General features: G+C 60.1%; 24 protein-coding genes and 1 pseudogene. 14 read left to right on the forward strand and 11 right to left on the reverse strand.

All coding sequences use genetic code 11. The features are described 5' to 3' along the window. Window positions 1-20: 20 nt before the first annotated feature. Window positions 21-197 (forward strand): hypothetical protein, encoded by a 177-nt coding sequence (locus AB4N48_RS03910; protein ID WP_016773478.1) that lies wholly within the window; start codon window positions 21-23, stop codon window positions 195-197. On the opposite strand, the gene AB4N48_RS03915 is transcribed toward AB4N48_RS03910, so the two are convergent. The 5 genes and pseudogenes from AB4N48_RS03915 to AB4N48_RS03935 all read right to left on the reverse strand — a co-directional run. Next, window positions 181-1,179: a lysylphosphatidylglycerol synthase transmembrane domain-containing protein gene (locus AB4N48_RS03915; RefSeq protein WP_460094845.1), complete on the reverse strand. Its 999-nt coding sequence runs from the start codon at window positions 1,177-1,179 to the stop codon at window positions 181-183. The two genes, AB4N48_RS03910 and AB4N48_RS03915, sit on opposite strands and share 17 nt — an antisense overlap. Next, window positions 1,176-1,946 carry a DUF2334 domain-containing protein gene (locus AB4N48_RS03920; RefSeq protein ID WP_406227245.1) on the reverse strand — a complete coding sequence of 257 codons (771 nt, stop codon included), beginning with the start codon at window positions 1,944-1,946 and terminating at the stop codon, window positions 1,176-1,178. The genes AB4N48_RS03915 and AB4N48_RS03920 overlap by 4 nt, the downstream gene beginning before the upstream one ends. Beyond that, complete coding sequence (locus AB4N48_RS03925) at window positions 1,939-3,030, reverse strand: glycosyltransferase family 4 protein (RefSeq protein ID WP_460095546.1); 1,092 nt, start codon at window positions 3,028-3,030, stop codon at window positions 1,939-1,941. Before AB4N48_RS03925 ends, AB4N48_RS03920 begins: the two co-directional genes overlap by 8 nt. Before the next feature lie 216 nt (window positions 3,031-3,246). After that, window positions 3,247-4,011: a methyl-accepting chemotaxis protein gene (locus AB4N48_RS03930; protein WP_425375757.1), complete on the reverse strand. Its 765-nt coding sequence runs from the start codon at window positions 4,009-4,011 to the stop codon at window positions 3,247-3,249. 141 nt (window positions 4,012-4,152) lie between these two features. After that, window positions 4,153-5,136 (reverse strand): annotated as a pseudogene (locus AB4N48_RS03935) (HAMP domain-containing protein); the annotation flags it as partial. A 186-nt stretch (window positions 5,137-5,322) separates the two neighbouring features. Here AB4N48_RS03935 and AB4N48_RS03940 point away from each other — a divergent pair. Then, the gene (locus AB4N48_RS03940; protein ID WP_460094846.1) at window positions 5,323-6,810 is read left to right on the forward strand and encodes a helicase HerA-like domain-containing protein; all 1,488 of its coding nucleotides are present in this window, start codon (window positions 5,323-5,325) and stop codon (window positions 6,808-6,810) included. An 88-nt stretch (window positions 6,811-6,898) separates the two neighbouring features. Here the strand turns inward: AB4N48_RS03940 and AB4N48_RS03945 are convergent, their stop codons facing one another. Further along, window positions 6,899-7,354 carry a DUF721 domain-containing protein gene (locus tag AB4N48_RS03945; RefSeq protein WP_460094847.1) on the reverse strand — a complete coding sequence of 152 codons (456 nt, stop codon included), beginning with the start codon at window positions 7,352-7,354 and terminating at the stop codon, window positions 6,899-6,901. A gap of 309 nt (window positions 7,355-7,663) precedes the next feature. Between AB4N48_RS03945 and secA the strand changes: the two genes are divergently transcribed. From secA to AB4N48_RS03965, 4 genes are all read left to right on the forward strand, one after another. Beyond that, window positions 7,664-10,405 carry a preprotein translocase subunit SecA gene (secA, locus tag AB4N48_RS03950; RefSeq protein WP_038861039.1) on the forward strand — a complete coding sequence of 914 codons (2,742 nt, stop codon included), beginning with the start codon at window positions 7,664-7,666 and terminating at the stop codon, window positions 10,403-10,405. Window positions 10,406-10,526: 121 nt separating this feature from the next. Continuing rightward, complete coding sequence (gene argJ, locus AB4N48_RS03955) at window positions 10,527-11,744, forward strand: bifunctional glutamate N-acetyltransferase/amino-acid acetyltransferase ArgJ (protein ID WP_041479803.1); 1,218 nt, start codon at window positions 10,527-10,529, stop codon at window positions 11,742-11,744. A 180-nt stretch (window positions 11,745-11,924) separates the two neighbouring features. Then, window positions 11,925-12,557 (forward strand): glutathione S-transferase family protein, encoded by a 633-nt coding sequence (locus AB4N48_RS03960; RefSeq protein ID WP_024014096.1) that lies wholly within the window; start codon window positions 11,925-11,927, stop codon window positions 12,555-12,557. Further along, a complete protein-coding gene (locus AB4N48_RS03965; protein WP_252882570.1) occupies window positions 12,554-13,501 on the forward strand; it encodes a Nudix family hydrolase in 948 nt (315 codons plus the stop codon). The genes AB4N48_RS03960 and AB4N48_RS03965 overlap by 4 nt, the downstream gene beginning before the upstream one ends. Before the next feature lie 113 nt (window positions 13,502-13,614). Here the strand turns inward: AB4N48_RS03965 and AB4N48_RS03970 are convergent, their stop codons facing one another. The 3 genes from AB4N48_RS03970 to AB4N48_RS03980 are packed head-to-tail and all read right to left on the reverse strand — an operon-like array spanning window position 13,615 to window position 17,202. Next, window positions 13,615-14,199 carry a cob(I)yrinic acid a,c-diamide adenosyltransferase gene (locus tag AB4N48_RS03970; protein WP_150637464.1) on the reverse strand — a complete coding sequence of 195 codons (585 nt, stop codon included), beginning with the start codon at window positions 14,197-14,199 and terminating at the stop codon, window positions 13,615-13,617. Window positions 14,200-14,202: 3 nt separating this feature from the next. Next, window positions 14,203-16,239, reverse strand: a complete 2,037-nt coding sequence (locus tag AB4N48_RS03975; protein WP_076563949.1) for a sensor histidine kinase — start codon at window positions 16,237-16,239, stop codon at window positions 14,203-14,205. A 45-nt stretch (window positions 16,240-16,284) separates the two neighbouring features. After that, complete coding sequence (locus tag AB4N48_RS03980) at window positions 16,285-17,202, reverse strand: putative 2-dehydropantoate 2-reductase (RefSeq protein WP_460094848.1); 918 nt, start codon at window positions 17,200-17,202, stop codon at window positions 16,285-16,287. Between the two features lie 140 nt (window positions 17,203-17,342). Here AB4N48_RS03980 and AB4N48_RS03985 point away from each other — a divergent pair, with 140 nt between their 5' ends. Then, entirely contained in the window at window positions 17,343-17,828 is a 486-nt protein-coding gene (locus tag AB4N48_RS03985; protein ID WP_056787899.1) for a YajQ family cyclic di-GMP-binding protein, read from the forward strand. A gap of 152 nt (window positions 17,829-17,980) precedes the next feature. Then, window positions 17,981-18,823, forward strand: a complete 843-nt coding sequence (locus tag AB4N48_RS03990; RefSeq protein WP_016773492.1) for a mechanosensitive ion channel family protein — start codon at window positions 17,981-17,983, stop codon at window positions 18,821-18,823. Between the two features lie 225 nt (window positions 18,824-19,048). Here the strand turns inward: AB4N48_RS03990 and AB4N48_RS03995 are convergent, their stop codons facing one another. Further along, window positions 19,049-20,320: an OprD family porin gene (locus tag AB4N48_RS03995; protein WP_071173364.1), complete on the reverse strand. Its 1,272-nt coding sequence runs from the start codon at window positions 20,318-20,320 to the stop codon at window positions 19,049-19,051. An 892-nt stretch (window positions 20,321-21,212) separates the two neighbouring features. On the opposite strand from AB4N48_RS03995, the gene AB4N48_RS04000 reads away from it, so the two are divergent. Continuing rightward, complete coding sequence (locus tag AB4N48_RS04000) at window positions 21,213-21,638, forward strand: HIT family protein (RefSeq protein WP_056787907.1); 426 nt, start codon at window positions 21,213-21,215, stop codon at window positions 21,636-21,638. Between the two features lie 3 nt (window positions 21,639-21,641). Next, entirely contained in the window at window positions 21,642-21,848 is a 207-nt protein-coding gene (locus AB4N48_RS04005; RefSeq protein WP_041479795.1) for a SlyX family protein, read from the forward strand. A 63-nt stretch (window positions 21,849-21,911) separates the two neighbouring features. On the opposite strand, the gene AB4N48_RS04010 is transcribed toward AB4N48_RS04005, so the two are convergent. After that, entirely contained in the window at window positions 21,912-22,514 is a 603-nt protein-coding gene (locus AB4N48_RS04010; protein WP_016773496.1) for a cold-shock protein, read from the reverse strand. A 311-nt stretch (window positions 22,515-22,825) separates the two neighbouring features. Between AB4N48_RS04010 and AB4N48_RS04015 the strand changes: the two genes are divergently transcribed. The 4 genes from AB4N48_RS04015 to aspS all read left to right on the forward strand — a co-directional run bounded on the left by AB4N48_RS04015 (window position 22,826) and on the right by aspS (window position 26,041). Beyond that, window positions 22,826-23,296: a Dps family protein gene (locus tag AB4N48_RS04015; protein WP_041479794.1), complete on the forward strand. Its 471-nt coding sequence runs from the start codon at window positions 22,826-22,828 to the stop codon at window positions 23,294-23,296. Between the two features lie 181 nt (window positions 23,297-23,477). Then, window positions 23,478-23,816: a ribbon-helix-helix domain-containing protein gene (locus AB4N48_RS04020; RefSeq protein ID WP_024014091.1), complete on the forward strand. Its 339-nt coding sequence runs from the start codon at window positions 23,478-23,480 to the stop codon at window positions 23,814-23,816. A gap of 129 nt (window positions 23,817-23,945) precedes the next feature. Further along, the gene (locus AB4N48_RS04025; protein WP_016773499.1) at window positions 23,946-24,167 is read left to right on the forward strand and encodes an FmdB family zinc ribbon protein; all 222 of its coding nucleotides are present in this window, start codon (window positions 23,946-23,948) and stop codon (window positions 24,165-24,167) included. A gap of 98 nt (window positions 24,168-24,265) precedes the next feature. Continuing rightward, on the forward strand, window positions 24,266-26,041 hold the full coding sequence (gene aspS, locus AB4N48_RS04030; RefSeq protein WP_041479793.1) for an aspartate--tRNA ligase: 1,776 nt from the start codon (window positions 24,266-24,268) through the stop codon (window positions 26,039-26,041). The last annotated feature ends 27 nt before the right edge of the window (window positions 26,042-26,068 follow it).

Consider the following 26,068-nt stretch of genomic DNA (forward strand, 5'->3'; position numbering starts at 1 on the left):
TTTGAGCCCGAGGAAAAGTCATGAGCGATCCACTGGACAAAGCCACTTCCAAAGCGCCCGCCACTCTCGGCGAGGGTTGCCTGAGTCGTTACGACCCGGATGACATGAGCCCGGACGACGGCACCGAATTCCCCGGTGCCGCCGAGCTTTGGGAGCAGCTCCAGCAAGAGCAGGACGAACCTAAGAAGCCTGCCTGACGTTCATCAACTTCTTCAGCAACGGCTTGCCCAGCATCAACACGAACACCGGGCCGCCAACCAGCAGATAGAAGTAATACGTCACCACGCGCCAGATCAGGATCGCCGCCGCTGCGGTGGATTTGCCCACCATCGGCGCGAGCAGCGCAGCCGAGGTCAGCTCTGCCGCACCGGCACCGCCGGGTAACAGACTGAACTGGCCGGCGCCCAGCGAGAGCATCTGCACCAGAAAGCTCCACGCCCACTGCAAATCCGCGCCGAGCCCGCGCAGGGCCAGATACAGCACGCTGTAGCGCAGCAGCCAGTGCACGCAGGTCAGGGCGAACACCTGAACCAGCGTCTGCCAGGGCAACTTCAAGGTATCGGTAAACGCTGCGAGAAAGTGCAGCAACTTGCGCGCCCAGCGTCGACGAGTGCGTGCCGTCACGTTCATTCCTGCCAACAGCCGCCCGCTCAGGCGAATCAACGCTCGGTGATAACGCGCGATCAACACGCAACTGAACAACCCCCCAAACAACGAAACGGCGCTGACGGTCAGCAGCCACTCGAGGCGATCGCTCAGGTGCTGGAACAGCGCATAGATCAGAATCCCGCTGAGTGCGCAGAGAAAGAACAGCAGATCGCTGAGCTGATCCATGGCAAACACCGCGCTGCCCCGCGCCGGACGCACGCCGCACCGGGCGAGCAATGCCATGATCGTCAGCAGTCCGCCACTACCGCCGGGCGTGGCGCAGTACGCGAACTCGGCCGCCATCACCACGCCGAGGCTTTTCAAGGGCGCGACTTTTTCTCGCTGGTCGCCGAGCAACAAACGCAAACGCAGCGTATTGATCCCCCAGCAGAGCAGAATCATGCCGAACATGATCAACAGCCAGTGCAGCGGAAAACTGCGCAGGCGCGACCACGTCTCGCCGCCGCCGAGCAGTACCGGAATCAGCACCGCCGCCAGCAGGCCGATCAGCAACAACAGGCTGCGCTTCATGCTGCGCGTTCCAGCTGACCGCGCTGTCGGGCCAGCCAGTCGATCTTGGTCAGCGGCACGCGTCCCTCCGCCAGCAGTCGTTGCAGCGTGTGCAACCAGTAATCGCGAGAAAACCGGTGACGCATGTCCACCGGATGCAGGCCCAGACGAATCACCGATGCCTCGCGCCAGCGCTGTTCACGCTGGTCGCTGACGATTTTCGACACGCCGCGCCGCCAGGCACTGCGCGCACTCCACACCAGCCCCGGTGCATCTATGGCGCTGAAGTCGGGCAAGCGATAAAGATGCTGCGGATCGCTGGTGTAGCTGAGCGGTAATTCGCGCAAGGCCTGACGGGTGCCGTCGCTCATCAGCCAGGCCGGGGCGACGAAACCCTGCACCGGCCAGTCGTAGCGCTGAAACATGTCCAGACCTGCGTGCAGGCGGGCAAGGGCAGCTTCGCGGGACAGGCGGTAAAACTCGCCTTCATGGGTGTAGACCCGGCGCATGAACCAGTCGCGCGGGGTGTTTGGCATGGGTTCCTGATCGTCGTGGTAGTAGCCGTGCAGCGCCAGTTCATCGCCTCGGGCGACCCTGGCATCGAGCACTCGGCGAAACGCCGGGTTGGCGTCAAGCGCATCGTGGCGATGGAAATCCGGCACCACCAGCCACGTCATCGGCACATCACCCAAGGCATCGACAGCCTCGACGAAGGGCTGGTAATCCGCCCACGTCGAGGGCGCCACATCATGCAACACCAGACATACGGCTTTCATGTGTTCAACCATTGGCCACCCGGGGCAGCGTATGGCCGAGCACGGCGTGATAGTGGCTGAGCAGGCTGTCGACCACGGTGTCCCAGGCATAACGCCGTTCGACGTGCTGGCGCGCCTGTTGACCGAGGCGGGCGCAGCCGCGACTGAACAGCTCGCGCACGGCATTGGCCATGGCCTGCGGATTGTTCGGCGCACAGAGCAGGCCGCAGGAATCGTTGACGATCTCTTCAAACGCCCCGGCCGCCACCGCCACCACGGGAATGCCGCAGGCCATGGCCTCAAGGATGACCAGGCCGAAGGTTTCCTGGTCGCCGGCATGCAGCAGCGCATCGGCGCTGGCCATCAGCCGCGCGACTTTCGGCGCCGGGCAGAATTCGTCGATGACGCTGACGTTGTCCGGCACCGCCGCAGGCATCGACGAGCCGACCAACAACAAGTGATAGCGCGGACCGAGGCGTTGCATGCACTTGAGCAGCACCGGCAGGTTTTTCTCCTTGGAACCGCGCCCGGCAAAGATCAGCAGGCGCGTGTCTTCGGCAATGCCCAGCTCGGCCCGCAGCCCGGGGTCGCGGGCGTCGGGATGGAAGGTGTGCAGATCCACGCCTAGCGGTTGCACATGGACATTGCGTACACCAAGCCCGATGAGCTTGTCGGCCATGACCTGGCTCGGCGCGAGAACGCGGTCGAAATTGCCGTAGAGACGCGTGACATAAGCCTCGACATTCGGTGTGACCCAATGGCCCATGCGATTGCCCGCCAGCAGCGGCAGATCCGAGTGATAAAAGCCGATCACCGGAACGTCCAGCTGCCGCCGCGCATCCAGCGCCGCCCATGCGGTGAGGTAGGGATCGCCGACTTCGATCAGATCCGGCTGCAGATCCTGCAGGACGTTTCGCCATGGCGCCAGCCGCAGCGGGAAGCGATAGCCTTTGCCAAAGGGCAGGGCGGGCGCTGGAACCGTATAAATGCCGTCATGTTCACCCAGTCTCGCGCCGGGGATCAGCAGGCTGTGGCGAATGGCGTTGCGCTCGCCAAGGCGACGGTGTTTGGCATCCAGATAAGTCCGCACGCCTCCGCTGGCCGGGGCGTAGAACATGGTGATGTCGGCGATATGCACGGTGAGCAACCCTCCGCTGTGTTGTTCTCCCTTGATTGACCGTTATCCAGAATAGATGTTCGGTCGGGATTGCGCGGTGGGGTGTCACTCGGGTTTTGTTGAAACGTAGATATTCGCGAGCAGGCTCGCTCCCACAATGGAGTGCATTTTCCCTGTGGGAGCGAGCCTGCTCGCGAAGCGGCCAGTCGTCGCAGCTTAAATCCTGAAGCTGCCAACCAACTGTTTGAGACGCGAAGCCTGCTGCTCCAGATCCGAACAAGCGCGCAACGTCGCTTGCAGGTTCTCCACGCCTTCCTGGTTCAGCGTGTTGATCTCGGTGATATCGACATTGATCGACTCGACCACAGCGGTTTGTTCTTCGGTCGCTGTCGCCACCGACTGGTTCATCCCGTCAATCTCGCCAATGCGCAGGGTCACGCTGTTCAGGCGTTCGCCGGCGAGGTTGGCGATCTCGACGCTGTCCTGGCTGTGACGCTGGCTATCGCTCATGGTGCTCACCGACTCACGGGCGCCGACTTGCAGCTCCTCGATCATGGTCTGCACCTGTTGGGCCGATTCCTGAGTGCGGTGCGCGAGGTTGCGCACTTCGTCGGCCACCACGGCAAAACCACGACCGGCCTCACCGGCGCGTGCCGCTTCGATCGCCGCGTTCAGCGCCAACAGGTTGGTCTGCTGGGAAATGCTGGTGATCACTTCGAGAATCTGGCCGATGTTGACGGTCTTGCTGTTCAGCGACTCGATGTTGGTGCTCGACGCGCTGAGCATGCTCGACAGCTGGTTCATCGCTTTGATGCTGCGCTCCACCACTTGCTGGCCATCTTCGGCCAGACCCCGGGCGTCGCTGGCCTGATTCGACGCTTGCGCGGCGTTGCGGGCGATTTCCTGGGCGGCGGCGCCGAGCTGATTGATCGCGGCGGCAACACTGCTGGTGCGCGAAGCTTGCTGGTCGGAGTTGTACATCGACGAGTTCGACGCAGCGACCACGCGCAGGGCGACCTCGTTGACCTGGCCGGTGGCCGAGGACACTTCGCGGATCGAACCGTGAATACGCTCGACGAAGCGGTTGAATGCGGTGCCGAGGATGCCGAATTCATCGTTATTGACGATGTTCAGGCGTTTGGTCAGGTCGCCTTCGCCGTCGGCGATGTCTTCCATGGCGCGGGTCATCACGTGCAGCGGCTGGATCAGCAGGCGGATGAGCATGCCGAGCAGGGCAATGATGATTACCACGGCAATGATGGTTGCGATTACCGCTGAGGTGCGGAATTCGCTGAGCATCGCGTAGGCCTGGTCTTTATCGATCGACAGACCGATGTACCAGTTCACCGACGGCAGGCCCTTGATCGGGGCGAAGGTGACGATGCGGGTTTTGCCGTCGACGCTCACTTCGCTGAAATCGCTGCTGATGCGCGGCGTGTCTTGTGGGTAGGCTTCTTTGAGCGACTTCATTACCAGGGCCTTGTCCGGGTGGACGAGGATCTTGCCGTCAGCGCTGATCAGAAACGCATAGCCCATGCCGTCGAAATCCCGCGCGGCGAGGGTGTCGATCAGCGATTGCAGGCTGAGGTCGCCGCCGACCACGCCGACGCTCTGCCCGGCCTTTTTCGACGCGGTGGCGATGGAAATGATCAACTGGCCGGTGGCCGCATCGATGTAGGGTTCGGTCAGGGTCGACGTGCTGCTGCTTTCGGCACCTTTATACCAAGGGCGCACGCGCGGATCGAAACCGTCCGGCATCTTCACGTCCGGGCGGATGGTGAAGTGGCCAGTGGCATCGCCCAGGTAGGTGGCCATGAACGTCGAGGTCAGGCTTTTCTGTTCCAGCAGGCTGGCGACCGTGGCAGGTTCCGGGTTGATGGCGATGTTCTGCGCGGCGTTCTCGATCAGCAGAATGCGCCCGCTGAGCCAGGTCTGGATGTTGCCGGCGGTGACCTCGCCCATTTCATTGAGGTAGTTGTTCAGATCATCGCGGATCGCATTGCGCTGCAGCCAGTCGTTGTACAACGTGAACGAGGCAAAAGCGGCAATGACGATGAGAGCGGCGGCAAGCAAAATCTTATGGCTGAAGCGCAGGTTTTTGTTCATGGCTTGGGGTTCCGCTAAGGTCTTAATGTCCTGGGCGTGCTTTGATAGAGACGCGCACTATGGGCAAGGTTGAAAAATTGATATTTCCGGCTCTCCTTAGGGAAATGTCCGACCCGGTTTTCTGGCGGGTCTGTCCAATTTATGTATCGGCCATGTGTCATCAAAGATTAACCATTGGGTGAGAAAATGCCTGACTCCTCGCAACTCGTTATCGGCGCTGATCCGGCCGCGCAACCCATCGCTCAGGCCATGCGCCTGGCCAACCGCCACGGCCTGATCGCCGGCGCCACCGGCACCGGTAAAACCGTGACGTTGCAGCGCCTGGCCGAAGCGTTCAGCGACGCCGGTGTGGCAGTGTTCGCTGCCGACATCAAGGGCGACCTGTGCGGCCTCGGTGCTGCCGGCAACCCGCAGGGCAAAGTGGCCGAGCGCATCGCCGGCATGCCCTGGCTCGGTCACACGCCGCAGGCTTATCCCGTGACGCTGTGGGACATCCACGGCGAATCCGGACATCCGCTGCGCACCACGCTGAGCGAAATGGGTCCGCTACTGATCGGCAGCCTGCTCGAGCTGACCGACAGTCAGCAGTCGGCGCTTTACGCGGCCTTCAAGGTGGCGGATCGCGAAGGGCTGTTGCTGCTGGATCTCAAGGATCTGAAAGCGCTGCTCAATCACCTCAAGGACAATCCACAGTTGCTCGGCGAAGACGCCGCGCTGATGACCACCGGTTCCAGCCAGGCGCTGCTGCGCCGGTTGGCGACGCTGGAACAGCAGGGCGCCGAAGCCCTGTTCGGCGAGCCGGCGCTGCAACTCGAAGACATTCTGCAACCGGGCGCCGATGGCCGTGGACGTATCCATCTGCTCGATGCCAGTCGGCTGGTGCACGAGGCGCCGAAGGTTTACGCAACGTTCCTGCTGTGGCTGCTGGCCGAGTTGTTCGAGCAACTGCCCGAGCGCGGCGACGCCGACAAGCCGCTGCTGGCGCTGTTTTTCGACGAGGCGCACTTGCTGTTCAGCGACACGCCCAAAGCTCTGCAAGAACGGCTCGAGCAAGTGGTGCGTTTGATTCGTTCCAAAGGCGTTGGCGTGTATTTCGTCACCCAGTCGCCGGCGGATCTGCCGGATGACGTGCTGGCGCAGTTGGGCTTGCGTATTCAACACGGTCTGCGTGCGTTCACCGCCAAAGAGCAGAAATCCCTGCGCGCCGTGGCGGATGGCTTTCGGCCGAATCCGGCGTTCGACAGTCTGTCGGTACTGACTGAGTTAGGTATTGGTGAGGCGTTGGTGGGCACCTTGACCGAGAAGGGCACGCCGGAAATGGTCCAGCGTGTGTTGGTGGCGCCGCCGCAATCGCGGATCGGCCCGCTGACTGAAACCGAGCGCACCGTGCTGATCGCCGGCTCGCCGTTCAAGGGCCGTTATGACAAGCCGATCGATCGCGAGTCGGCCTATGAAATCCTGATGGGACGCAAAGGGCTGGCGCCCGAGGCTGAAACACCAGCGGGCAAACCAGCGGCCGCAGAGCCAAGCCTGGCTGACCGCGCTGGCGAATTCCTCGGCACGGCGGCAGGGCAGGCGCTGAAATCGGCGATGCGCCAGGCGGCCAATAATCTCGGCAAGCAGTTGGTGCGCGGGTTGATGGGGTCGCTGCTCGGCGGCAGCAAGCGCCGCTAAAAGCAAAGATCGCAGCCTTCGGCAGCTCCTACAGTTGAAACATTCATTCTGTAGGAGCTGCCGAAGGCTGCGATCTTTTGATTTTGCTTCAGGCTTTCCCCTTGGCATGCGCCGCCAGCCGCTCCAGCGCCGCGCGCAATCCCGGATCGCTGATCCCGTCGGCCGTCGACTGAATCGTCTCTGCCGCACTGCTGGACAGATCCATTGAGTGCCCAGTTGCCCGATGCTGCACGATGGGCGGGCGCACGCTGAATTTGATCCGCGTCAGGTTGGCGAACTCTTCGAAAAGTTGCAGTTGCCGTTGCAGGCGTTTCTGCTGATAGCGCAGGCGCGTCGCCCAATGGCCGTCAGTGACCACCAGTGACAGCTCGCCTTCGCGCCACTTGGCCACGCGGCAATGCTCGCGGGCGGCCGGTTGCAGCTGGCTTTCGAGCAGACGCTGCAAATGCTCCAGGCGCTGGGCATGGCCGAGGATGGCTTTGAGCGGTTTGGCTTCGCGTAGCAGAACGGCGGGTGCTCTGGCCGTAAGAGGGCGAAACGCCATGATCGAACACCTGAAAGTCACAGAGGCGCCATGGTAGCAGAAAGCTGCGGAACCTCTGGCCCATTGCTTTTGTCCCTGATTTGCTCATTAAATCAACGCCTGACTTCTTTCCCCCGACGGGTTGAAGTTGAGCAAAACGCCCCTATTTTAAGTGAGCCCCGTCAAAGCGCAGTGCCAGCATCGTGGAACATCGCCACTTTCCTCACCACCGTTTCCGGGTAGAATGCTCGTTCGCATGCGGCCATGAGGGCTGCACGGGCGACTCACGGGGCCGCCCTCCATCCCTTTAGTGTGGAAGATCCTGCCGATATGTTTGCGCCTTTGTTAAAGAAACTTTTTGGAAGCAAGAACGAGCGTGAAGTCAAACGCATGCTCAAGACGGTGCAGCTCGTCAATGCCTTCGAAGAGCAAATGGTGGCCCTTTCGGACGATCAATTGCGCGCCAAGACCGCCGAGTTCAAGGCCCGTATCGCCAAAGGGGAAACCCTCGACAAGCTGTTGCCTGAAGCCTTTGCCGTAGCCCGCGAGGCCGGCAAGCGTGTGATGGGCATGCGCCACTTCGACGTGCAACTCGTCGGCGGCATGACTCTGCACGAAGGCAAGATTGCCGAAATGCGCACCGGTGAGGGCAAGACCCTCGTGGCCACCCTGGGTGTTTACCTCAACGCACTGTCCGGCAAGGGCGTGCACGTTGTGACCGTGAACGACTACCTGGCCCGCCGTGACGCCAACTGGATGCGTCCGCTGTATGAATTCCTCGGCCTGACTGTCGGCGTCGTGACGCCGTTCCAGCCGCCGGAAGAAAAGCGTGCCGCCTACGCCGCCGACATCACCTACGGCACCAACAACGAATTCGGTTTCGACTACCTGCGCGACAACATGGCGTTCAGCATGGATGAAAAATTCCAGCGCGAACTCAACTTTGCCGTGATCGACGAAGTCGACTCCATCCTCATCGACGAAGCGCGTACCCCGCTGATCATTTCCGGCCAGGCCGAGGACAGCTCCAAGCTGTACATGGAGATCAACAAACTGATCCCGCAGCTGGAACTGCATGTCGAGGAAGTCGAAGGCCAGGTCACCAAGGCCGGTCACTACACCGTTGACGAAAAGACCCGTCAGGTCGAACTCAACGAAGCCGGTCACCAGTTCATCGAAGAAATGCTCACCCGCGTCGGCCTGCTGGCCGAAGGCGAAAGCCTGTACTCGGCGCATAATCTCGGTCTGCTGACCCACGTCTATGCCGGTCTGCGTGCGCACAAGCTGTTCAATCGCAACATTGAATACATCGTGCAGGACGGTCAGGTCGTACTGGTCGACGAACACACCGGTCGTACCATGCCGGGTCGTCGTCTGTCCGAAGGCCTGCACCAGGCTATCGAAGCCAAGGAAGGTCTGAACATCCAAGCCGAGAGCCAGACCCTGGCCTCGACCACCTTCCAGAACTACTTCCGTCTGTACACCAAGCTGTCCGGCATGACCGGTACCGCCGACACCGAAGCGTTCGAATTCCACCAGATCTATGGTCTGGAAGTCATGGTCATTCCGCCGAACAAACCGTTGGCGCGTAAAGACTACAACGACCTGGTGTTCCTCACCGCCGAAGAGAAATACGCGGCGATCGTCGCGGACATCAAGGAAAGCATGGCCGCCGGTCGTCCGGTGCTGGTGGGTACCGCGACCATCGAGACGTCCGAGCACATGTCCGAATTGCTCGTCAAAGAAGGCATCGAACACAAGGTTCTCAACGCCAAGTTCCACGAAAAAGAAGCTGAAATCATCGCTCAGGCCGGTCGTCCGGGGGCTCTGACCATCGCCACCAACATGGCCGGTCGTGGTACCGACATCCTGTTGGGCGGCAACTGGGAAGTGGAAGTCGCTTCGCTGGAGAACCCGACTCCTGAGCAGATCGCGCAGATCAAGGCCGACTGGCAGAAGCGTCACCAGCAAGTGCTGGAGTCCGGCGGCTTGCAGGTAATTGCTTCCGAGCGTCACGAATCGCGCCGTATCGACAACCAGCTGCGTGGCCGTGCCGGTCGTCAGGGCGATGCCGGTTCGAGCCGCTTCTACCTGTCGCTGGAAGACAGCCTGATGCGCATCTTCGCCTCCGACCGCGTGAAGAACTTCATGAAAGCCCTGGGCATGCAGCCGGGCGAAGCGATCGAGCACCGTATGGTGACCAACGCGATCGAGAAGGCGCAGCGCAAGGTTGAAGGCCGCAACTTCGACATCCGCAAGCAACTGCTCGAGTTCGACGACGTCAACAACGAACAGCGTAAAGTGATCTATCACATGCGTAACACGTTGCTGGCCGCTGACAACATCGGTGAGACCATCGCCGACTTCCGTCAGGACGTGCTCAACGCTACCGTCAGCGCGCACATTCCGCCGCAATCGCTGCCAGAGCAGTGGGACGTGGCCGGTCTGGAAGCGTCGATCGAAAGCGATTTCGGCGTGAAACTGCCGATCCAGCAATGGCTCGACGAAGACGATCACCTGTACGAAGAAACCCTGCGCGAGAAGCTCATGACCGAGCTGATGGCGGCTTACAACGAGAAAGAAGATCAGGCCGGTGCCGAGGCGCTGCGCTCGTTCGAGAAGCAGATCGTCCTGCGCGTACTCGACGACCTGTGGAAAGATCATCTGTCGACCATGGATCACCTGCGTCACGGCATTCACTTGCGTGGCTATGCGCAGAAGAACCCGAAGCAGGAATACAAGCGCGAATCCTTCACACTGTTCTCCGAGCTCCTCGATTCGATCAAGCGCGACTCGATCCGCGTGCTCTCGCATGTTCAGGTGCGTCGCGAAGATCCGGAAGCCGAAGAGCAACGCCTGCGTCAGGAAGCCGAAGCGCTGGCGGCGCGCATGCAGTTCGAACACGCCGAAGCGCCTGGGCTGGATCAGCCGGAAGCGTTGGGTGAAGAGGTCGATGTGGCACTGGCCACCGCCGCTGCCCCGGTTCGCAACGAGCAGAAGCTGGGCCGCAACGAACTGTGCTACTGCGGTTCGGGCAAGAAATACAAGCATTGCCACGGGCAGATCCAGTAAACCCGTTTCAATCGCTGAACACCCCGCGCCGCGACCGGCTCCTGCCGTCGCGGCGTTTTGCCATTTATCCCACCGTCCTTTCCCCTGGCGGTGCTGACATCATTGAGTAAGGAGCGCATTCATGGCTGTTGGTCTTGGTCCTTTGCCAACGTTGCACCCGGTTGCCGGTTTTGAACTCGGTATCGCCTCGGCCGGCATCAAGCGCCCGGGGCGCAAGGATGTAGTGGTGATGCGCTGTGCTGAAGGTTCCACCGTGGCTGGCGTGTTCACCCTGAACGCGTTCTGCGCCGCGCCGGTGATCCTGGCGAAAAAGCGCGTGCACAATGCTGTGCGTTACTTGCTGACCAATACCGGCAATGCCAACGCCGGTACCGGCGAGCCTGGCTTGGCGGCTGCCGAGCGCACCACCGCTAAATTGGCTGAGCTGACCGGCGTCGATGCCAGCCAGATTCTGCCGTACTCCACTGGCGTGATCGGCGAGCCGCTGCCGGTCGAGAAAATCGAAGGCGCACTGCAAGCCGCGCTGGATGATCTGTCGGAGAACAACTGGGAAGCCGCGGCCACCGGGATCATGACCACCGACACGCTGCCCAAGGGCGCCAGCCGCCAGTTCGAGCATGACGGCGTGACCATCACTGTCACCGGCATCAGCAAAGGCGCCGGGATGATTCGGCCGAACATGGCGACCATGCTGGGTTACATCGCCACCGACGCCAAAGTCTCCCGCGAGGTGCTGCACAACCTGATGCTCGACGGCGCCAACAAGTCGTTCAACCGCATCACCATCGACGGCGACACCTCGACCAACGATTGCTGCATGCTGATCGCCACTGGCAAGGCCGCGCTGCCGGAAATCACCCGCGCTGAAGGCGAGCTGTTCGCCAAGCTGAAACAAGCCGTGTTCGAAGTGTGCATGGACGTCGCCCAGGCCATCGTGCGTGACGGCGAAGGCGCGACCAAATTCGTTACCGTTGAAGTGAATGGCGGCGGCAACCATCAGGAATGCCTGGACGTTGGTTACACCGTGGCCCACTCGCCGTTGATCAAGACCGCGCTGTTCGCCTCTGACCCTAACTGGGGCCGTATCCTCGCTGCCGTGGGTCGTGCCGGCGTGCCGGATCTGGACGTGAGCAAGATCGACGTATTCCTCGGCGACGTGTGCATCGCCAGCCGTGGCGCCCGCGCCGCGACCTACACTGAAGCCCAGGGCTCGGCCGTGATGCAGCAGGAAGAAATCACCATCCGCATCGAACTGGGCCGCGGTGATTGCAGCGAAACCATCTGGACCACCGACCTGTCGCATGAGTACGTGAAGATCAACGCTGAATACCGTACTTGATTCAAGGTGTGGGAGTGGGCTGCCGGCCTCTTCGCGGGCAAGCCCGCTCCCACAGTGATTGCGGTCGTTCACAAATGCCGTGTACACCACCAAAACCTGTGGGAGCGGGCTTGCCCGCGATGACGGACGACCAGACGCCAGACATTCTGGATTGTTTCCCTGACGAAAAGGCGCCACACCATGTCCCTGCACCTGATCATCGGCGACAAACTGCTTTCCTCCTGGTCCCTGCGTGCGGCACTGGCGCTGGACCTGACCGGCGCACCCTACAGCGAAGAGCTGATCAAGCTCGGCAAACCCGACACCCGCGAGCGCCTGCTCAAGCACTCGCCGACCGGCAAGGTGCCGTTGCTGCAAACCACCCGTGGCACCATCGCCGATTCGCTGGCCATTGCTGAGTACCTCGCCGAACAGTTTCCGTCCGAGCAACTCTGGCCGAGCGATACCTTTGCCCGCGCCCAGGCCCGCTCGGCCTGCGCACAAATGCACAGCGGCTTCTTCGCCATGCGTAACCACATGCCGTTCAACCTGAGCCAGGACGCACCGCTGAACCCGGTGCCGCCAGAAGTGAAGGTCGATATCGAACGCATGCTCGCGCTGTGGGCCGAATGCCGCGCGGCAGCGACGGAAGAGGGGCCGTACCTGTTCGGTCGTGTCAGCCTTGCCGATGCCTTTTTCGCGCCGATCGCCGTGCGCTTGCGCACCTATCAGGTGAAGCTGCCGGCGGTCGACGAAGCCTATGTTGAAACCATCTACCAATGGCCCGCCTTCAAAGCGTGGCAAAAGGCTGGACTGGAGGAATTGAACCCGTGAAACGCGTCCACGTCGCCGCTGCCGTCATTCGTGACGGCGCCGGCAAAATCCTTATCGCCCGCCGTGCCGACACCCAGCATCAAGGCGGCTTGTGGGAGTTTCCCGGTGGCAAGGTCGAGGCTGACGAGTCTGTCGAATCGGCACTGGCTCGCGAGCTGCACGAAGAGCTGGGCATCATCGTTGATGCTGCCCGGCCGCTGATCAAGGTTCGCCACGATTACCCGGACAAACAGGTCTTGCTGGATGTCTGGGAAGTCTCGGCGTTCAGTGGCGAACCCCACGGCGCTGAAGGCCAGCCACTGGCCTGGGTCACTGCCAGGGAATTGATCAACTACGAGTTCCCGGCGGCCAATCAGCCGATCGTCGCGGCGGCGCGCTTGCCTGCCGAATACTTGATCACTCCCGAAGATCTGGAAGGCCCGGCCTTGTTGCGCGGCATCCAGAAGGCGATTGCCGGAGGCATCAAACTGATCCAGCTGCGCGCACCCAACGGCTACGACCCGAAATACCGGGATCTGGCGGTGGATGCGGTGGGCCTGTGCGCCGGCAAGGCGCAGTTGATGATCAAAGGGCCGTTCGAATGGCTCGGTGATTTCCCGTCTGCCGGATGGCACATCACCGCTGCCCAACTGCGTAAATACGCAGCGGCAGGACGTCCGTTGCCGGCGGAGCGCTGGCTCGCGGCGTCCTGCCATGACGCCGAAGAACTGGCGCTGGCCGAGCAGATGGGCGTTGATTTCGTCACTCTGTCGCCGGTGCAGCCGACGCTGACGCACCCGGATGCGCAGCCGTTGGGGTGGGAGCAGGCACAGGCGTTGATTGACGGTTTCAGTAAACCGGTGTTTCTGCTCGGTGGAGTAGGGCCGGCGGAGCGCGAGAAGGCTTGGGGTGCTGGGGCTCAGGGTGTGGCGGGGATTCGGGCGTTCTGGCCTGATCCAGTGTAAGGGCTACCGACCTCTTCGCGAGCAGGCTCGCTCCCACAGTGGATTGCATTTCTCCAGTCAGAATGCAGTCAAATGTGGGAGCGAGCCTGCTCGCGAAGGCGCCCTGACAGGCGCTACTTTCCTCCAGGTTTCGCAGCCGGCTGCCACAAAATCTCCGCCACCCCTTGCCGCCGCGCAATCAACCGCGCCACAACAAACAGCAAATCCGACAACCGATTGATATACGCCAGGCCAACCCCGGCCAACGGCTCCAGCGCATTCAAATGCTGACAGCGCCGCTCGGCACTGCGCGCCAGACTGCGGCAGACATGTGCCTGCGCAATCAACATCGAACCACCCGGCAAGATGAAGTTTTCCAGCGGCCCCAGCTCTTCATTCCACACATCGATGGCCGCTTCCAGCCGCTCGATTTCGGCCTCGTTCAACGCCTGATATTCAGGCATCGCCAGTTCGCCACCGAGGTCGAACAGGCGATGCTGACAAGGCGCCAACACTTCGATGATTTCATTCAGCGCCGGATGCACTTCGCGCTCGGCGAGCAAACCGGCGAGCAACACGCCGACCTGACTGTTCAGCGTATCGACCTCGCCGATCGCCTCGATGCGCGGGTGATCCTTGGGGACGCGACGGCCGTCACCGAGGCCGGTTTCGCCTTTGTCGCCGGTGCGGGTGTAGATCTTCGACAAGCGAAAGCCCATGGGTTACCTCGGTAGTGAATTGGTTTCGGTGGTCAACGGCGCAGGCTGCACCAGCGGCAGACGCAGAGTGAAGCAAGTGCCCTGGCCGGGCGCCGACTGCACTTCCATCTGGCCTTTGTGATTGTTGGTAATGATGAAGTACGACACCGACAGACCAAGCCCCGTGCCCTGGCCGATTTCCTTGGTGGTAAAGAACGGCTCGAAAGTGCGCTTGCGCACGTTCTCGCTCATGCCGATGCCGTTGTCCTCGACCTGAATCTCGGCCCACGGCGGATTGAGTCTGGTGCGCAAAATGATCCGGCCCGGCTCGCTGTCGTCTTCGCGCTGATGAATCGCCTGCGCGGCATTTTTCAACAGATTGAGCAGCACCTGTTCCAGTTCGTTGGCGGTGCCCGGCACTGGACCCAGGGCCGGGTCGAACTGGCGGATGATCGCCTGGCCCTTGAAGTCGAAACCGATGGCCAGATCGAAGTCGTTGCCGGCGATCTCAACGGCTTGATCGATCAGCGCCGGCAGATCGCAGGGCGCCATTTGCCGGGTGCTGCGGCGGCTGAAGCTGAGCATGTGCGTGACGATTTTCGCCGCGCGGGCGCCGGCCTGTTGAATGCCGTCGAGCAGTTGCGGGACTTCGCGGCCTTGCAGGTAGCGGTTCACAGTGTCCAGTTCGATGCCCAGTTGTTCGGCAGTCTCGATGTTCTTCGGCAGATCCGCCGACAGACGCCGGCGAATGTTCTGCACGTTGTGCAGGATCGCGCCGAGCGGGTTGTTGATTTCGTGGGCCATGCCGGCCGCGAGGCCACCGACCGAGAGCATCTTCTCCGACTGCACCATCATTTCTTCCAGCGACAGACGCTGAGTGATGTCGTCGATACGGATCACCACGCCACGCCCGGCACCGCCCATCAGCGGATAAAACGTCAGCGCATAATGCTTGGGTTCATCGTCCTTGAACCAGGTTACCCGGTCGACTTTGGCCACGGTGTGCTGTTCGACGGTGGCCTTGAGCTGCGGCAAAAACGGCTTGAGCGGTTCGAAGGCGAGGAAGATCGGCTGGTTCAAAGCCTCATCCAGGCGTGTACCGGAGAGCGCGCTGGCCTCCTGGTTCCATTGAGTGACGTAGAGCTGCTCGTCGAGGGCGATCAGCGCCGAGGGCATCGAGTCGATGATGCTGTTGAGGTAATTCTGGAAGCCGGTGAGTTTCTTTTCGATCTTGCTGCGCACCTGGACTTCCAGTTCCAGTTTGCGGTTGGTGTGGCGGGTTTCCTCGGCCAGGCCTTGCGCCTGATCGTAGGCGGCCTGCGAGTCGTCGCGGGCGCGTTTCAATTGCTGCTCGCGGGCTTCGATGCGCGAAAGCATGGTGTTGAACGCCTCGGCCAGACTGCCGATTTCGTCGTGGTTGCCGCGCGCGGCGCGCAGGGCGTAGTTCTCTTCGCGGGTGACCTGCCGGGACAATTCCTCAAGCTGGTGAATCGGTCGGGTAATCAGACGTTTGATCTGCCGGGCGATGACCAGCCACAGCAAGACGCTGAAGATCAGGATGCCGAGGCTTGCGGTCAGAGTGCCGGTGTAGAACGCCATCGGCAGTTCGCTGCTGGCGACCAGCAACAGATGCCCAGGTGCGGCGCCGGGGCGGGGTAGGGTGATCAATTGATTGCTGCGGAACTCGGTGAGTTGCCAGGCTTCGACATGGCGGTAGCGCTCGGGGAGGCTGAGTTTTTCGCCGCGCTGCACTTGCGCAAGACGTTCACCCTTGCCGTCATACAAGGCGGCGGCGCGCAGCGGTGAATAACTGTCGAGCTCCTTGAGCAGGCGCTCGGCGCTGCGCGGCGACTCCAGCGCATCGCTGACCAGACTCGGATTGGCGATCAGCCGGCCGATGGTCTGCAAGGCCTGTGGTGCCATGCTTTCCTGGGAAATGTAGTAGGCGGCGCTGATAAAGGTCAGGTTGGCGACCAGCAGAACCGTGGTCAACAACACCAGCAGGGCGGCCAGCAGTTTCTGGCCGACCGGCAGGTTTTCAAGGCGCTGGCGCAATGGCATCAGGTTTATCGCAGCAGGGGAACAAGTCGTCAGCCTAGCGGCTGCTCAGTCGCTGGGCAATCCACGCTTGTGCAGATGAGCGATCAGGCGTTGCTGCAACTGCTGCAGATGCGGCAGATGCAACTGATGGCGCTCGGCAACTTTGCAGGCGTGGCCCAACAGATAGCTGATCTCGGTGCGGCGCTGGTTGGCGACGTCCTGATACATCGAAGAGTAATTGGCGGCGGTGGCGTGGATCACTCGTTCGACTTCCGCTTGCAGGTTTTCCGCCGCAGCCGGCTGGCCGCAGCGTTCGAGCAGTTCGGTCAATTCGGCACAGAGTGTGGCAACTTCGCAGTGATGCTCGCTCAGCCCGCCGTTGCGGCAATCGTGGAGCACAGTCAGCGGGTTGATCGCGCAGTTCAGCGCCAGTTTGCGCCACAGGCGGGTGAGGATGTCAGCGCTCCATTCATGGGGGATGTTCGCCGCTTGCAGGTCGTCCAGCCAGACCGGCGCCAGCGGATTTGCGCCATCGCCCAGCCAGTTGAAACCGTGACCGGCAAACACCACGCGCCAATCGCCATCGCGGAACGCGCCCTCGGTGCTGGAGGCGCTGATGCAGCGCGCTTGCGGCACGCGCGCGGCGACGGCGTCCTGACTGCCAAGGCCGTTTTGCAGGAGGATCAGTTCGGCGTCTGGCGCGAGGCGTGAAGCGAGGCGGGCGACGGCCTCTTCGGCGTCATAGGCCTTGCACGCGACCAATAAACGGCGAATTGGCTCGGGGCTGTCCGGGGTTTCGCCGGGAACTGCATAGGTATGAGCTTGTCCGTTTTCTACCAGGGTCAAGCCGCCCACTGCCTCGTAGCTGTGCAAGCGCGCCGCATCGCGCAGGATCAGTTGCACAGGCAAGCCGGCCCGGGCCAGACGTGTCGCCCAGAGTGTGCCGAGGCTGCCGGCGCCGAGTACGTGCCAGGTGGTCGACATCAGTTTTTTGCTCGATTGCTTGCAGGCATGTGCGGCTCGCCGTATCGGTAGGAAAAGACCCGTTATAATGAGCCCGATTTTAACCGCAAGCCAAGCGCGCTCCATCCACATCGAGCGCGCCTTTTTATTGGAGAGATTACATGCCGTCGTTCGACGTGGTATCCGAACTGGACAAACACGAACTCACCAACGCGGTCGAGAACGCCGTGAAGGAACTCGATCGTCGTTATGACCTGAAAGGCAAGGGCAGCTTCGAGTTCAAGGAAAAAGACCTGACCGTCAGCCTCACCGCCGAAGCTGCTTTCCAGCTCGAAGCGATGATCGAAATCCTCAAGCTGGCGCTGACCAAGCGCAAGATCGACGTGCAGTGCCTTGAGGTCAAGGATGCTTACGCTTCGGGCAAACTGATGAAGCAGGACGCCATCCTCAAGGAAGGCATCGACAAAGAGCTGGCAAAGAAAATCGTCGGCCACATCAAGGAAGCCAAGCTCAAGGTCCAGGCCGCCATTCAGGGCGAGCAGGTGCGTGTCACCGGCAAGAAGCGCGACGATTTGCAGGAAGCCATCGCGGCCCTGCGTGCCAGGGAATTCGGCATGCCGCTGCAGTTCAACAACTTCCGCGACTAAGCTTGGTCTGAAGGCTATGTGGGAGCGAGCCTGCTCGCGAATGCGGTGTTTCATTCAGCGAAAAGTTGACTGACACGCCGCATTCGCGAGCAGGCTCGCTCCCACAGTTGTTTTGAATACACCCCGGGAAGCCGGAAATCAGGAGATAGAACATGGATTTGAATGCGGAAGTGGACCACCTGGTCAAGGCGTCCCAGGCGTGGATCCCGATGATCATGGAATACGGCAGCCGCGTACTGCTGGCAGTGATTACCCTGGCGATCGGCTGGTGGCTGATCAACAAGGTCACGCAAAAACTCGGCGGTCTGCTGGCCCTGCGCAATGCCGACCTCGCGCTGCAAGGCTTTATCAGCAGCCTGGCCAACATCATTCTCAAGGTGCTGCTGATTGTCAGCGTCGCGTCGATGATCGGCGTCGAAACCACCTCGTTCGTCGCGGCTATCGGTGCTGCGGGTCTGGCGATCGGTCTGGCCTTGCAGGGCAGCCTAGCGAACTTCGCTGGCGGCGTGCTGATTCTGCTGTTCCGCCCGTTCCGTATCGGTGACTGGATCGAAGCCCAAGGTGTAGCGGGTACCGTCGACAGCATCCAGATTTTCCACACCGTGCTGCGTACCGGCGACAACAAGACCATCATCCTGCCCAACGGCAACCTGTCGAACGGCATCATCACCAACACCAACCGCCAGCCAACCCGCAAAGTCGTGTTCGATGTGGGCGTGGATTACGAAGCGGATCTGCAGAAGGCCCGTCAGGTATTGCTGGATCTGGCCAAGGATCCCCGCGTCATGCAGGACCCCGAGCCACAGGCAGTGATTTCGACATTGGGCGACAGTTCGATCACGGTTTCCCTGCGTGTCTGGGTTAAAACTGCGGATTATTGGGATGTGATGTTCATGTTCAATGAACAGGCGCGGGATCGTTTGAAGGCTGCCGGGATTGATATTCCGTTTCCACAGCGGGTTATACGCGTAGTGCAGGAATCTGCCACGCAGTAAGCGTCTTTGAAGTTGGCTTGGCAGTCAGCAACTAATATAAAACCCGAGCAGTGTGCACACTCTCGGGTTTTTTATCGGCGCGATAAAACTATGCTGGCTAATAAGTAGCTGACTAATGTTTTTTCTGTTTGATCAGTTATTCATCCATAAAAAAACCGCCCTCCTGATTCAGGAGGGCGGTTTTGTTAGAGCAAAGCTCTACAGTACGTCAGCTTCGCAACCTTATTACAGGATGCTCAGTGGATATTCAACGATCAAACGCAGGTCGTTGTTATCACCACCGTTGTAAGAAGTGTTGGAGCGATACCAGGCGCTACGCAGGCGGAAAGACAAGTCTTTCGCTGGACCGTTTTGCATAACGTATTTGGATTCGAAGTCCAGTTCGTGCTCTTTGCCCTCTTCAGCGCCGGTGCTGATGTTGTCACCTTTGATGTAACGGGTCATGAAGCTCAGACCAGGTACGCCGAAGGTAGCCATGTTCAGGTCATAACGGCCCTGCCACGAACGCTCGTCTGCACCGTTGAAGTCAGAGTACTGCACGGAGTTGGCGAGGAAGATCGTGCCGCCGCCGTCCACGCCGTACACGTAACCGGTGTCACCGCTGGAGCGCTGGTGGGCGAGGGTGAATTTGTGCGCGCCGATGCTGTAAGCAGCGCTAAGGGACCAGATGCGGTTGTCGATGTCGCCGGACAGGTCTTGACCCTGGCTCTTGCTCTTGTACCCGTTGAAATCGAAGTTCAGCGACTGTTCGTCGTTGATCGGCAGGGTGTAGTTCAGATTGACGTATTGCTTCTTGAAGTGGTCTTCCACGTCGGATGCTGCAACACCGGCGACAAAACTGTCGGTGAACTGATAGGTAGCACCGGCGATGTCAGCGGATTTCAGGCCACCTTCAACGATGGAGTCACGACCCATCTGGCTTTGCGCGCTCAGCGCGGTAAAGCGACCTGCGCTCAGTTCCAGGCCCGGGATCTCTTTGGATACGAGCATGGTGCCGGTAGCGGTCTCAGGCAGCAAGCGGCTGTCGTCGGTGGAAAAAACCGGGCTGGCGACAAACTGGTTACCGTATTTCAGGACAGTGTCGGAAAGACGGAACTTGACTGCTCCACCGCTTTTCGACTGAGTGTCTTCAGCTCTGCCGTCGCTATCGGGAGCGAACAGACCGTTGCCAGTGCGGCCGCGTCCAGTGTCCAGCTTGATGGAGCCAAGACCGAAAGCATCTACACCTACACCGATGGTGCCTTGGGTGAAGCCGGACTCGTAAATGGCATGCATGCCAATACCGGTTTCTTCCCGATAGCCCTGGCGCTCACCCGACGGGCTGCTTTTCAGGTTTTCGTTCTTGAAATCACGGTTCATATACAGCATGCGAGTCTTGACGCTGAAGCTGCTGTCTTCAACAAAACCTTTCGATTCATCTTGAGAAGACGCCATTGCGAACTGCGAGGTGCCTGCTGCAACAGCCAGGGCGATCATGCTCCACTTCATCACGCGCATCGTGATTTGCTCCTTTGGTTTTTAGAAGAGTACTGCCGTCCCACCTGTTTTATTATCTGGGCGGCTCTTTCTTTTTGTGTCGGCGCAAACTTATATCACGCCGACATTGTTGGCGATACTTGCGAAATCAACCTTTCAGCTTCTTTACGGCGTTGTCGCAAAAGGAGCGCTGGATGTCGCAAATTCACAGTACCGATGCAGCCGGACTGACAACTTTATCGCTGTTTCCGGGCCTTTTTTGCATCGCTAAAAAAGAGTCCCTGGCAAAACACTTGAATCTCCATCGGGCAACCCTGCCACTGTTTTTATTGGCTTCAAGCGACCACTTCCAGTGGTGCGCTTATAGTCCATACGGTTACTAATGCAACAAGCGTGCACAAACCGCGAAAACGCTGCGGTTATTTTTCTATGGGCCGCTCGCAGATGTGAAAACCGTGTGAAAACGGGGCTCCGGAGCCTTTTTTGCTGCGGGCTTGACGAGGTTCTCCCAATGGTGTTGCAGCGTACCCAGGGTGCGCAGGACAGCAAAAAACGTTACCGGTTCACCCCTTACTGAGTATTTAGCGGATGCCCGACCCAGTGAGCGTAGTCGTGTTGTGCAGTTTTGGTGCAAAAAAATCATGAATCCAGCCTTGGGCAATCTGGCGGCGACTGACCTGAGGTACGGCAGATCAAGGATTTTCGTGCAGCTCTTCACGTCAAGGCTCATGTCGGGGCCTGTGTTGGTGCGCGGCCGGGATAAATGTTTCATGTCGGAGCGCCTGACGATTTACTGCTGGCAGCGGCGTGAAGCTCGCTGCATTCGCAGGTATGCTGCCGTTCTGTCGCTTGGCGCGCTGCTTCGAATGGGCCGCCGCTAAGCTGAGTTAGAGGATCAGCGGGAGTGCTCACAGTGTTTGCTTTGGATTCACGACTTCAACAGGACGCCCTGGTCATCGGCGACTTTCCGTTGTGCCGGCTGTTGCTGTCCAACGACAGCAATTACCCTTGGTTCATCCTGGTACCTCGTCGCGAGGATATAAGCGAGTTGTTTCAGTTGGATGTCGCCGATCAGCAGCAACTGTGGCAGGAAACCACCACCCTTGCCGAGTTACTCAAGGATTCGTTCGACGCCGACAAGCTGAACGTGGCAACCCTGGGTAACGTTGTCAGCCAGTTACATATGCATGTGATCGTGCGTAAGCGTGACGATGTCGCCTGGCCGGCTCCGGTCTGGGGCAGGCACCCGGCCAAGCCGTACAGCGCGGAACAGGTAGCAGCCATTCGCGAGCGCTTGCGTCTGGTGCTGACCGATGAATTCACTTTTTTGGAGGGCTGAGTCATGAGCCTTGAGGGACGCGTAACCGATCTGGAAAGCCGTCTGGCCTTTCAGGATGACACCATTCAGGCTTTGAACGATGTGCTGGTGGCCCAGCAGAAAGTCATCGAGCGCCTGCAATTGCAGATGGAAGCGCTGATCAAGCGTCACGAAGAAATGGTCGGGCAGTTCGGTGCTTTTGAGGAAGATGCACCGCCGCCGCATTATTGAGCCATTCGGCAGGCATAAAAAAACCGCGAACAGTCAGGCTGCTCGCGGTTTTTTTGCTTTGGATCAGCGACGCGGCAGGGCGGCGATCACGTCCTCGGCTTGCAGGCCCTTGTCGCGGTTCATTACCGAGAACTCGACGCGCTGGCCTTCGACCAGGACGCGGTGGCCTTCGCCACGAATGGCGCGAAAGTGCACGAAAATATCATCGCCGGAATCCCGGGAGATAAACCCGAAACCCTTGGAAGTGTTGAACCACTTCACGGTGCCGGTATCGCGATTGCTCATGTCATAGGTAGTCGGCGCAGCGGCCGGTGACGATTTGTAGAAGCTCACGGCCAGATGCAGCAGCACGGCAACCAGGGCGATCACCAGGCTGAACAACACCGCCGGCTGGCCAGCGATGACCGGCATCGGCGCGATCAGGGTCAAAGTTTGCAGGACGACAGTCAGTACCAGAAGGGCGCTGACCAGATTTTGCAGATGCTGCCGCGGGCCTTTGTTCCAGTAAGGAATCACTGGAGCGATGACCAGGTTCAGCAGGCCGAAAAAGGCCAGGTAAAGTGCATCGGGCTGTTGCAGGTAAGGAACGGCTTCGGCTTTCAGGCTGGGTATGAACGACAGCAGCAAGGCTGCTGCGCCCATTAGCAGGTGGACGATTTTCAACATTTTGATTGGCTCACGTTATGACGGCTCACAAGGAAGAGCTGAAGGCGCACGGTTCGCTTCAGGACAAAATAAGAGGCGGTGGACACGTACACGGCATCAGCCTATGCGCAACACCCCGGAAAATAGGGCATGGCGACACACTGCCTATTTAACAGCAAAGCCTGCGGCTACTCAAATCAGCCCGGCCAGCGGCAGAGAAACGGTCGATTTGTCGCAGTCTGACCACGGATTCATAGCTGCGAGCCGGCTCTTGCCTTGCTACAGTGGGACCGAACCTGCTGGATGAATTCAATCACTGTTAGGGGGCAAGCATGGCAATTGATATCGGTATCAGTGAAGAAGACCGCAAATCCATCGTCGAAGGGCTGTCGCGACTGCTGTCGGACACCTACGTGCTGTATCTGAAAACCCATAACTTCCACTGGAACGTCACCGGCCCGATGTTTCGCACGTTGCACCTGATGTTCGAAGAGCAATACAACGAGCTGGCGCTGGCCGTCGATTTGATCGCCGAGCGTATCCGTGCGTTGGGCTTCCCGGCGCCGGGTGCCTACGCGACCTACGCGCGTCTTTCTTCTATTAAAGAAGAAGTCGGTGTGCCGAGCGCCGAAGACATGATCAAGCAATTGGTCGAAGGTCAGGAAGCGGTGACCCGTACCGCGCGCGGCATTTTCCCGCTGCTGGACAAGGTCAGCGACGAGCCGACCGCTGACCTGCTGACCCAACGCATGCAGGTGCACGAGAAAACTGCGTGGATGCTGCGCGCGCTGCTCGAGGAATGACCCGGCCGCTGCGGACGGCCTGAGGTCGTCCGCATGCTCTCCAGACTCTTACCGTTGTCGTTGGCTTATCCTACGAGGCTGGTCAACAAGTCGTATGGCGCTAACTTTGTCACTGGGTTTTTATGAAGGCGCAGGATGTTGCCTTATAAATCAGCAGTCATGGCAAAGGAGTGTCAACGCTATGGTAGAAGGAGACAGGCGAAGCGACAGGATGTCGGCTTCGCGGCATGTAATAAAGGTCGATCCGTTCGTCAGCGAGTTCGACATGAATCTGATCCGGCCGCTGTCGCGGTCGATTCGCCTCAATGGTTTTGCGACCTGCCTGCGACTCGAGCAGGTCTACTGGAACATCCTCGGCGGCATGGCCGAGGACAATCATTGCTCGATCAGCACACTACTATCCCACGTTGATCGTGAGGTGCATCTGCGTTACGGCGGAGTGAAGAATTTCAGTGCGCTGGTGCGGGTGGTTTGCGTCATGAACGGGATCAAAGATCTCGCACCCGCAGTTTCGCGCTGAACGGCGGGTGCAACGAGGTTGCGGGCTGTGCAGCGTTACGGCTGCACAGCCCGCATTTAATCGATATAATCCCGCGCTTTCGCCGCAAAGCCCTTCGCGCGGCAGCAATCTGATCGCCGAGACACCTCCATGCCAATGTACGATTACCAATGTGCTTCCTGTGGTCATCAGTTGGAAGCCATTCAGAAGATCAGCGACGCACCGTTGGTCGATTGCCCTGCCTGCCAGGCGCCCGAACTGAAGAAGCAGCTGTCCATGCCGGGTTTTCGCCTCAGCGGCAACGGTTGGTACGAGACCGACTTCAAGACCGGAGCCAAGAAGAATCTGGCCGGTGGCGACAAAGCTGACTAGGGTTCAAACCCTGAACGAACGACACGCGTGAGTTTCCGCCCTGCTTGATGGCGGCGGGATCTCCACCGAATTTCGAATTACGAGAAGCGAACCACACCATGATGCGCAGCCACTATTGCGGCCAACTGAACGAAAGCCTGGAAGGCCAGGAAATTACCCTTTGCGGATGGGTTCACCGTCGCCGCGACCACGGCGGGGTGATTTTCCTCGATATCCGTGATCGTGATGGTCTGGCTCAGGTGGTGTTCGATCCGGATCGCGCCGAGAGCTTCGCCGCCGCCGACCGCGTGCGCAGCGAATACGTCGTGAAGATCACCGGCAAGGTGCGTCTGCGTCCGGCCGGCGCGACCAACGCCAACATGGCCTCGGGCATGATCGAAGTGCTGGGTTATGAACTGGAAGTGCTGAACGAGTCGGAAACCCCGCCGTTCCCGCTCAACGAGTTCTCCGACGTCGGCGAAGAAACCCGCCTGCGCTATCGCTTCCTCGACCTGCGTCGTCCGGAAATGGCCGAGAAGCTGCGCCTGCGTTCGCGCATGACCACCAGCATCCGTCGCTTCCTCGACGAGAACGGCTTCCTCGACGTCGAAACGCCGATCCTGACCCGGGCCACTCCGGAAGGTGCGCGTGACTATCTGGTGCCGAGCCGTACCCACGCCGGTTCGTTCTTCGCCCTGCCGCAATCGCCGCAGCTGTTCAAGCAACTGCTGATGGTCGCCGGCTTCGACCGTTACTACCAGATCGCCAAGTGCTTCCGTGACGAAGACCTGCGTGCCGACCGTCAGCCGGAATTCACCCAGATCGACATCGAGACCAGCTTCCTCGATGAAAAAGAGATCATGGGCCTGACCGAGCAGATGATCCGCAACCTGTTCAAGGAAGTGCTGAACCTGGAGTTCGGCGAATTCCCGCACATGACCTTCGAAGAAGCCATGCGCCGCTACGGTTCGGACAAGCCGGACCTGCGTATTCCGCTGGAACTGGTTGACGTTGCCGACCAGTTGAAAGAAGTCGACTTCAAGGTGTTCAGCGGCCCGGCCAACGATCCGAAGTGCCGCATCGCCGCACTGCGTGTTCCAGGCGGGGCGAGCATGCCGCGCAAGCAGATCGACGACTACACCAAGTTCGTCGGCATCTACGGTGCCAAGGGCCTGGCGTACATCAAGGTCAACGAGCGTGCCGCCGGTGTTGAAGGTCTGCAATCGCCGATCGTGAAGAACATCCCGGAAGACAAGCTCAACGTGATCCTCGATCGCGTTGGCGCAGTCGATGGCGATATCGTGTTCTTCGGTGCCGACAAGGCCAAGATCGTCAGCGAAGCCCTGGGCGCGCTGCGGATCAAGCTCGGTCACGACCTGAAGCTGCTGACCTGCGAGTGGGCGCCAATGTGGGTCGTCGACTTCCCGATGTTCGAAGAGAACGACGACGGCAGCTTCTCGGCGCTGCACCACCCGTTCACTGCACCGAAGTGCACCCCGCAGGAACTCGAAGCCAACCCGGCCGGCGCACTGTCCCGTGCGTACGACATGGTGTTGAACGGCACCGAGCTGGGCGGCGGTTCGATCCGTATCCACCGCAAGGAAATGCAGCAAGCGGTATTCCGCCTGCTGGGCATCAACGAAGCGGAACAGGAAGAGAAGTTCGGCTTCCTGCTCGACGCGCTGAAGTACGGCGCACCGCCGCACGGTGGTCTGGCCTTCGGTCTGGACCGTCTGGTGATGCTGATGACCGGCGCCCAGTCGATCCGTGAAGTGATCGCCTTCCCGAAAACCCAGAGTGCTGCCGACGTGATGACGCAGGCTCCGGGCGTAGTGGATGCCAAGGCATTGCGCGAGCTGCACATTCGCCTGCGCGAAACGCCAAAGGCTGAGTAAGACGGGCCTGAAGGCGCATCTTCGGAT

The sequence above is a fragment of the Pseudomonas sp. S2_C11 genome, assembly GCF_054668395.1.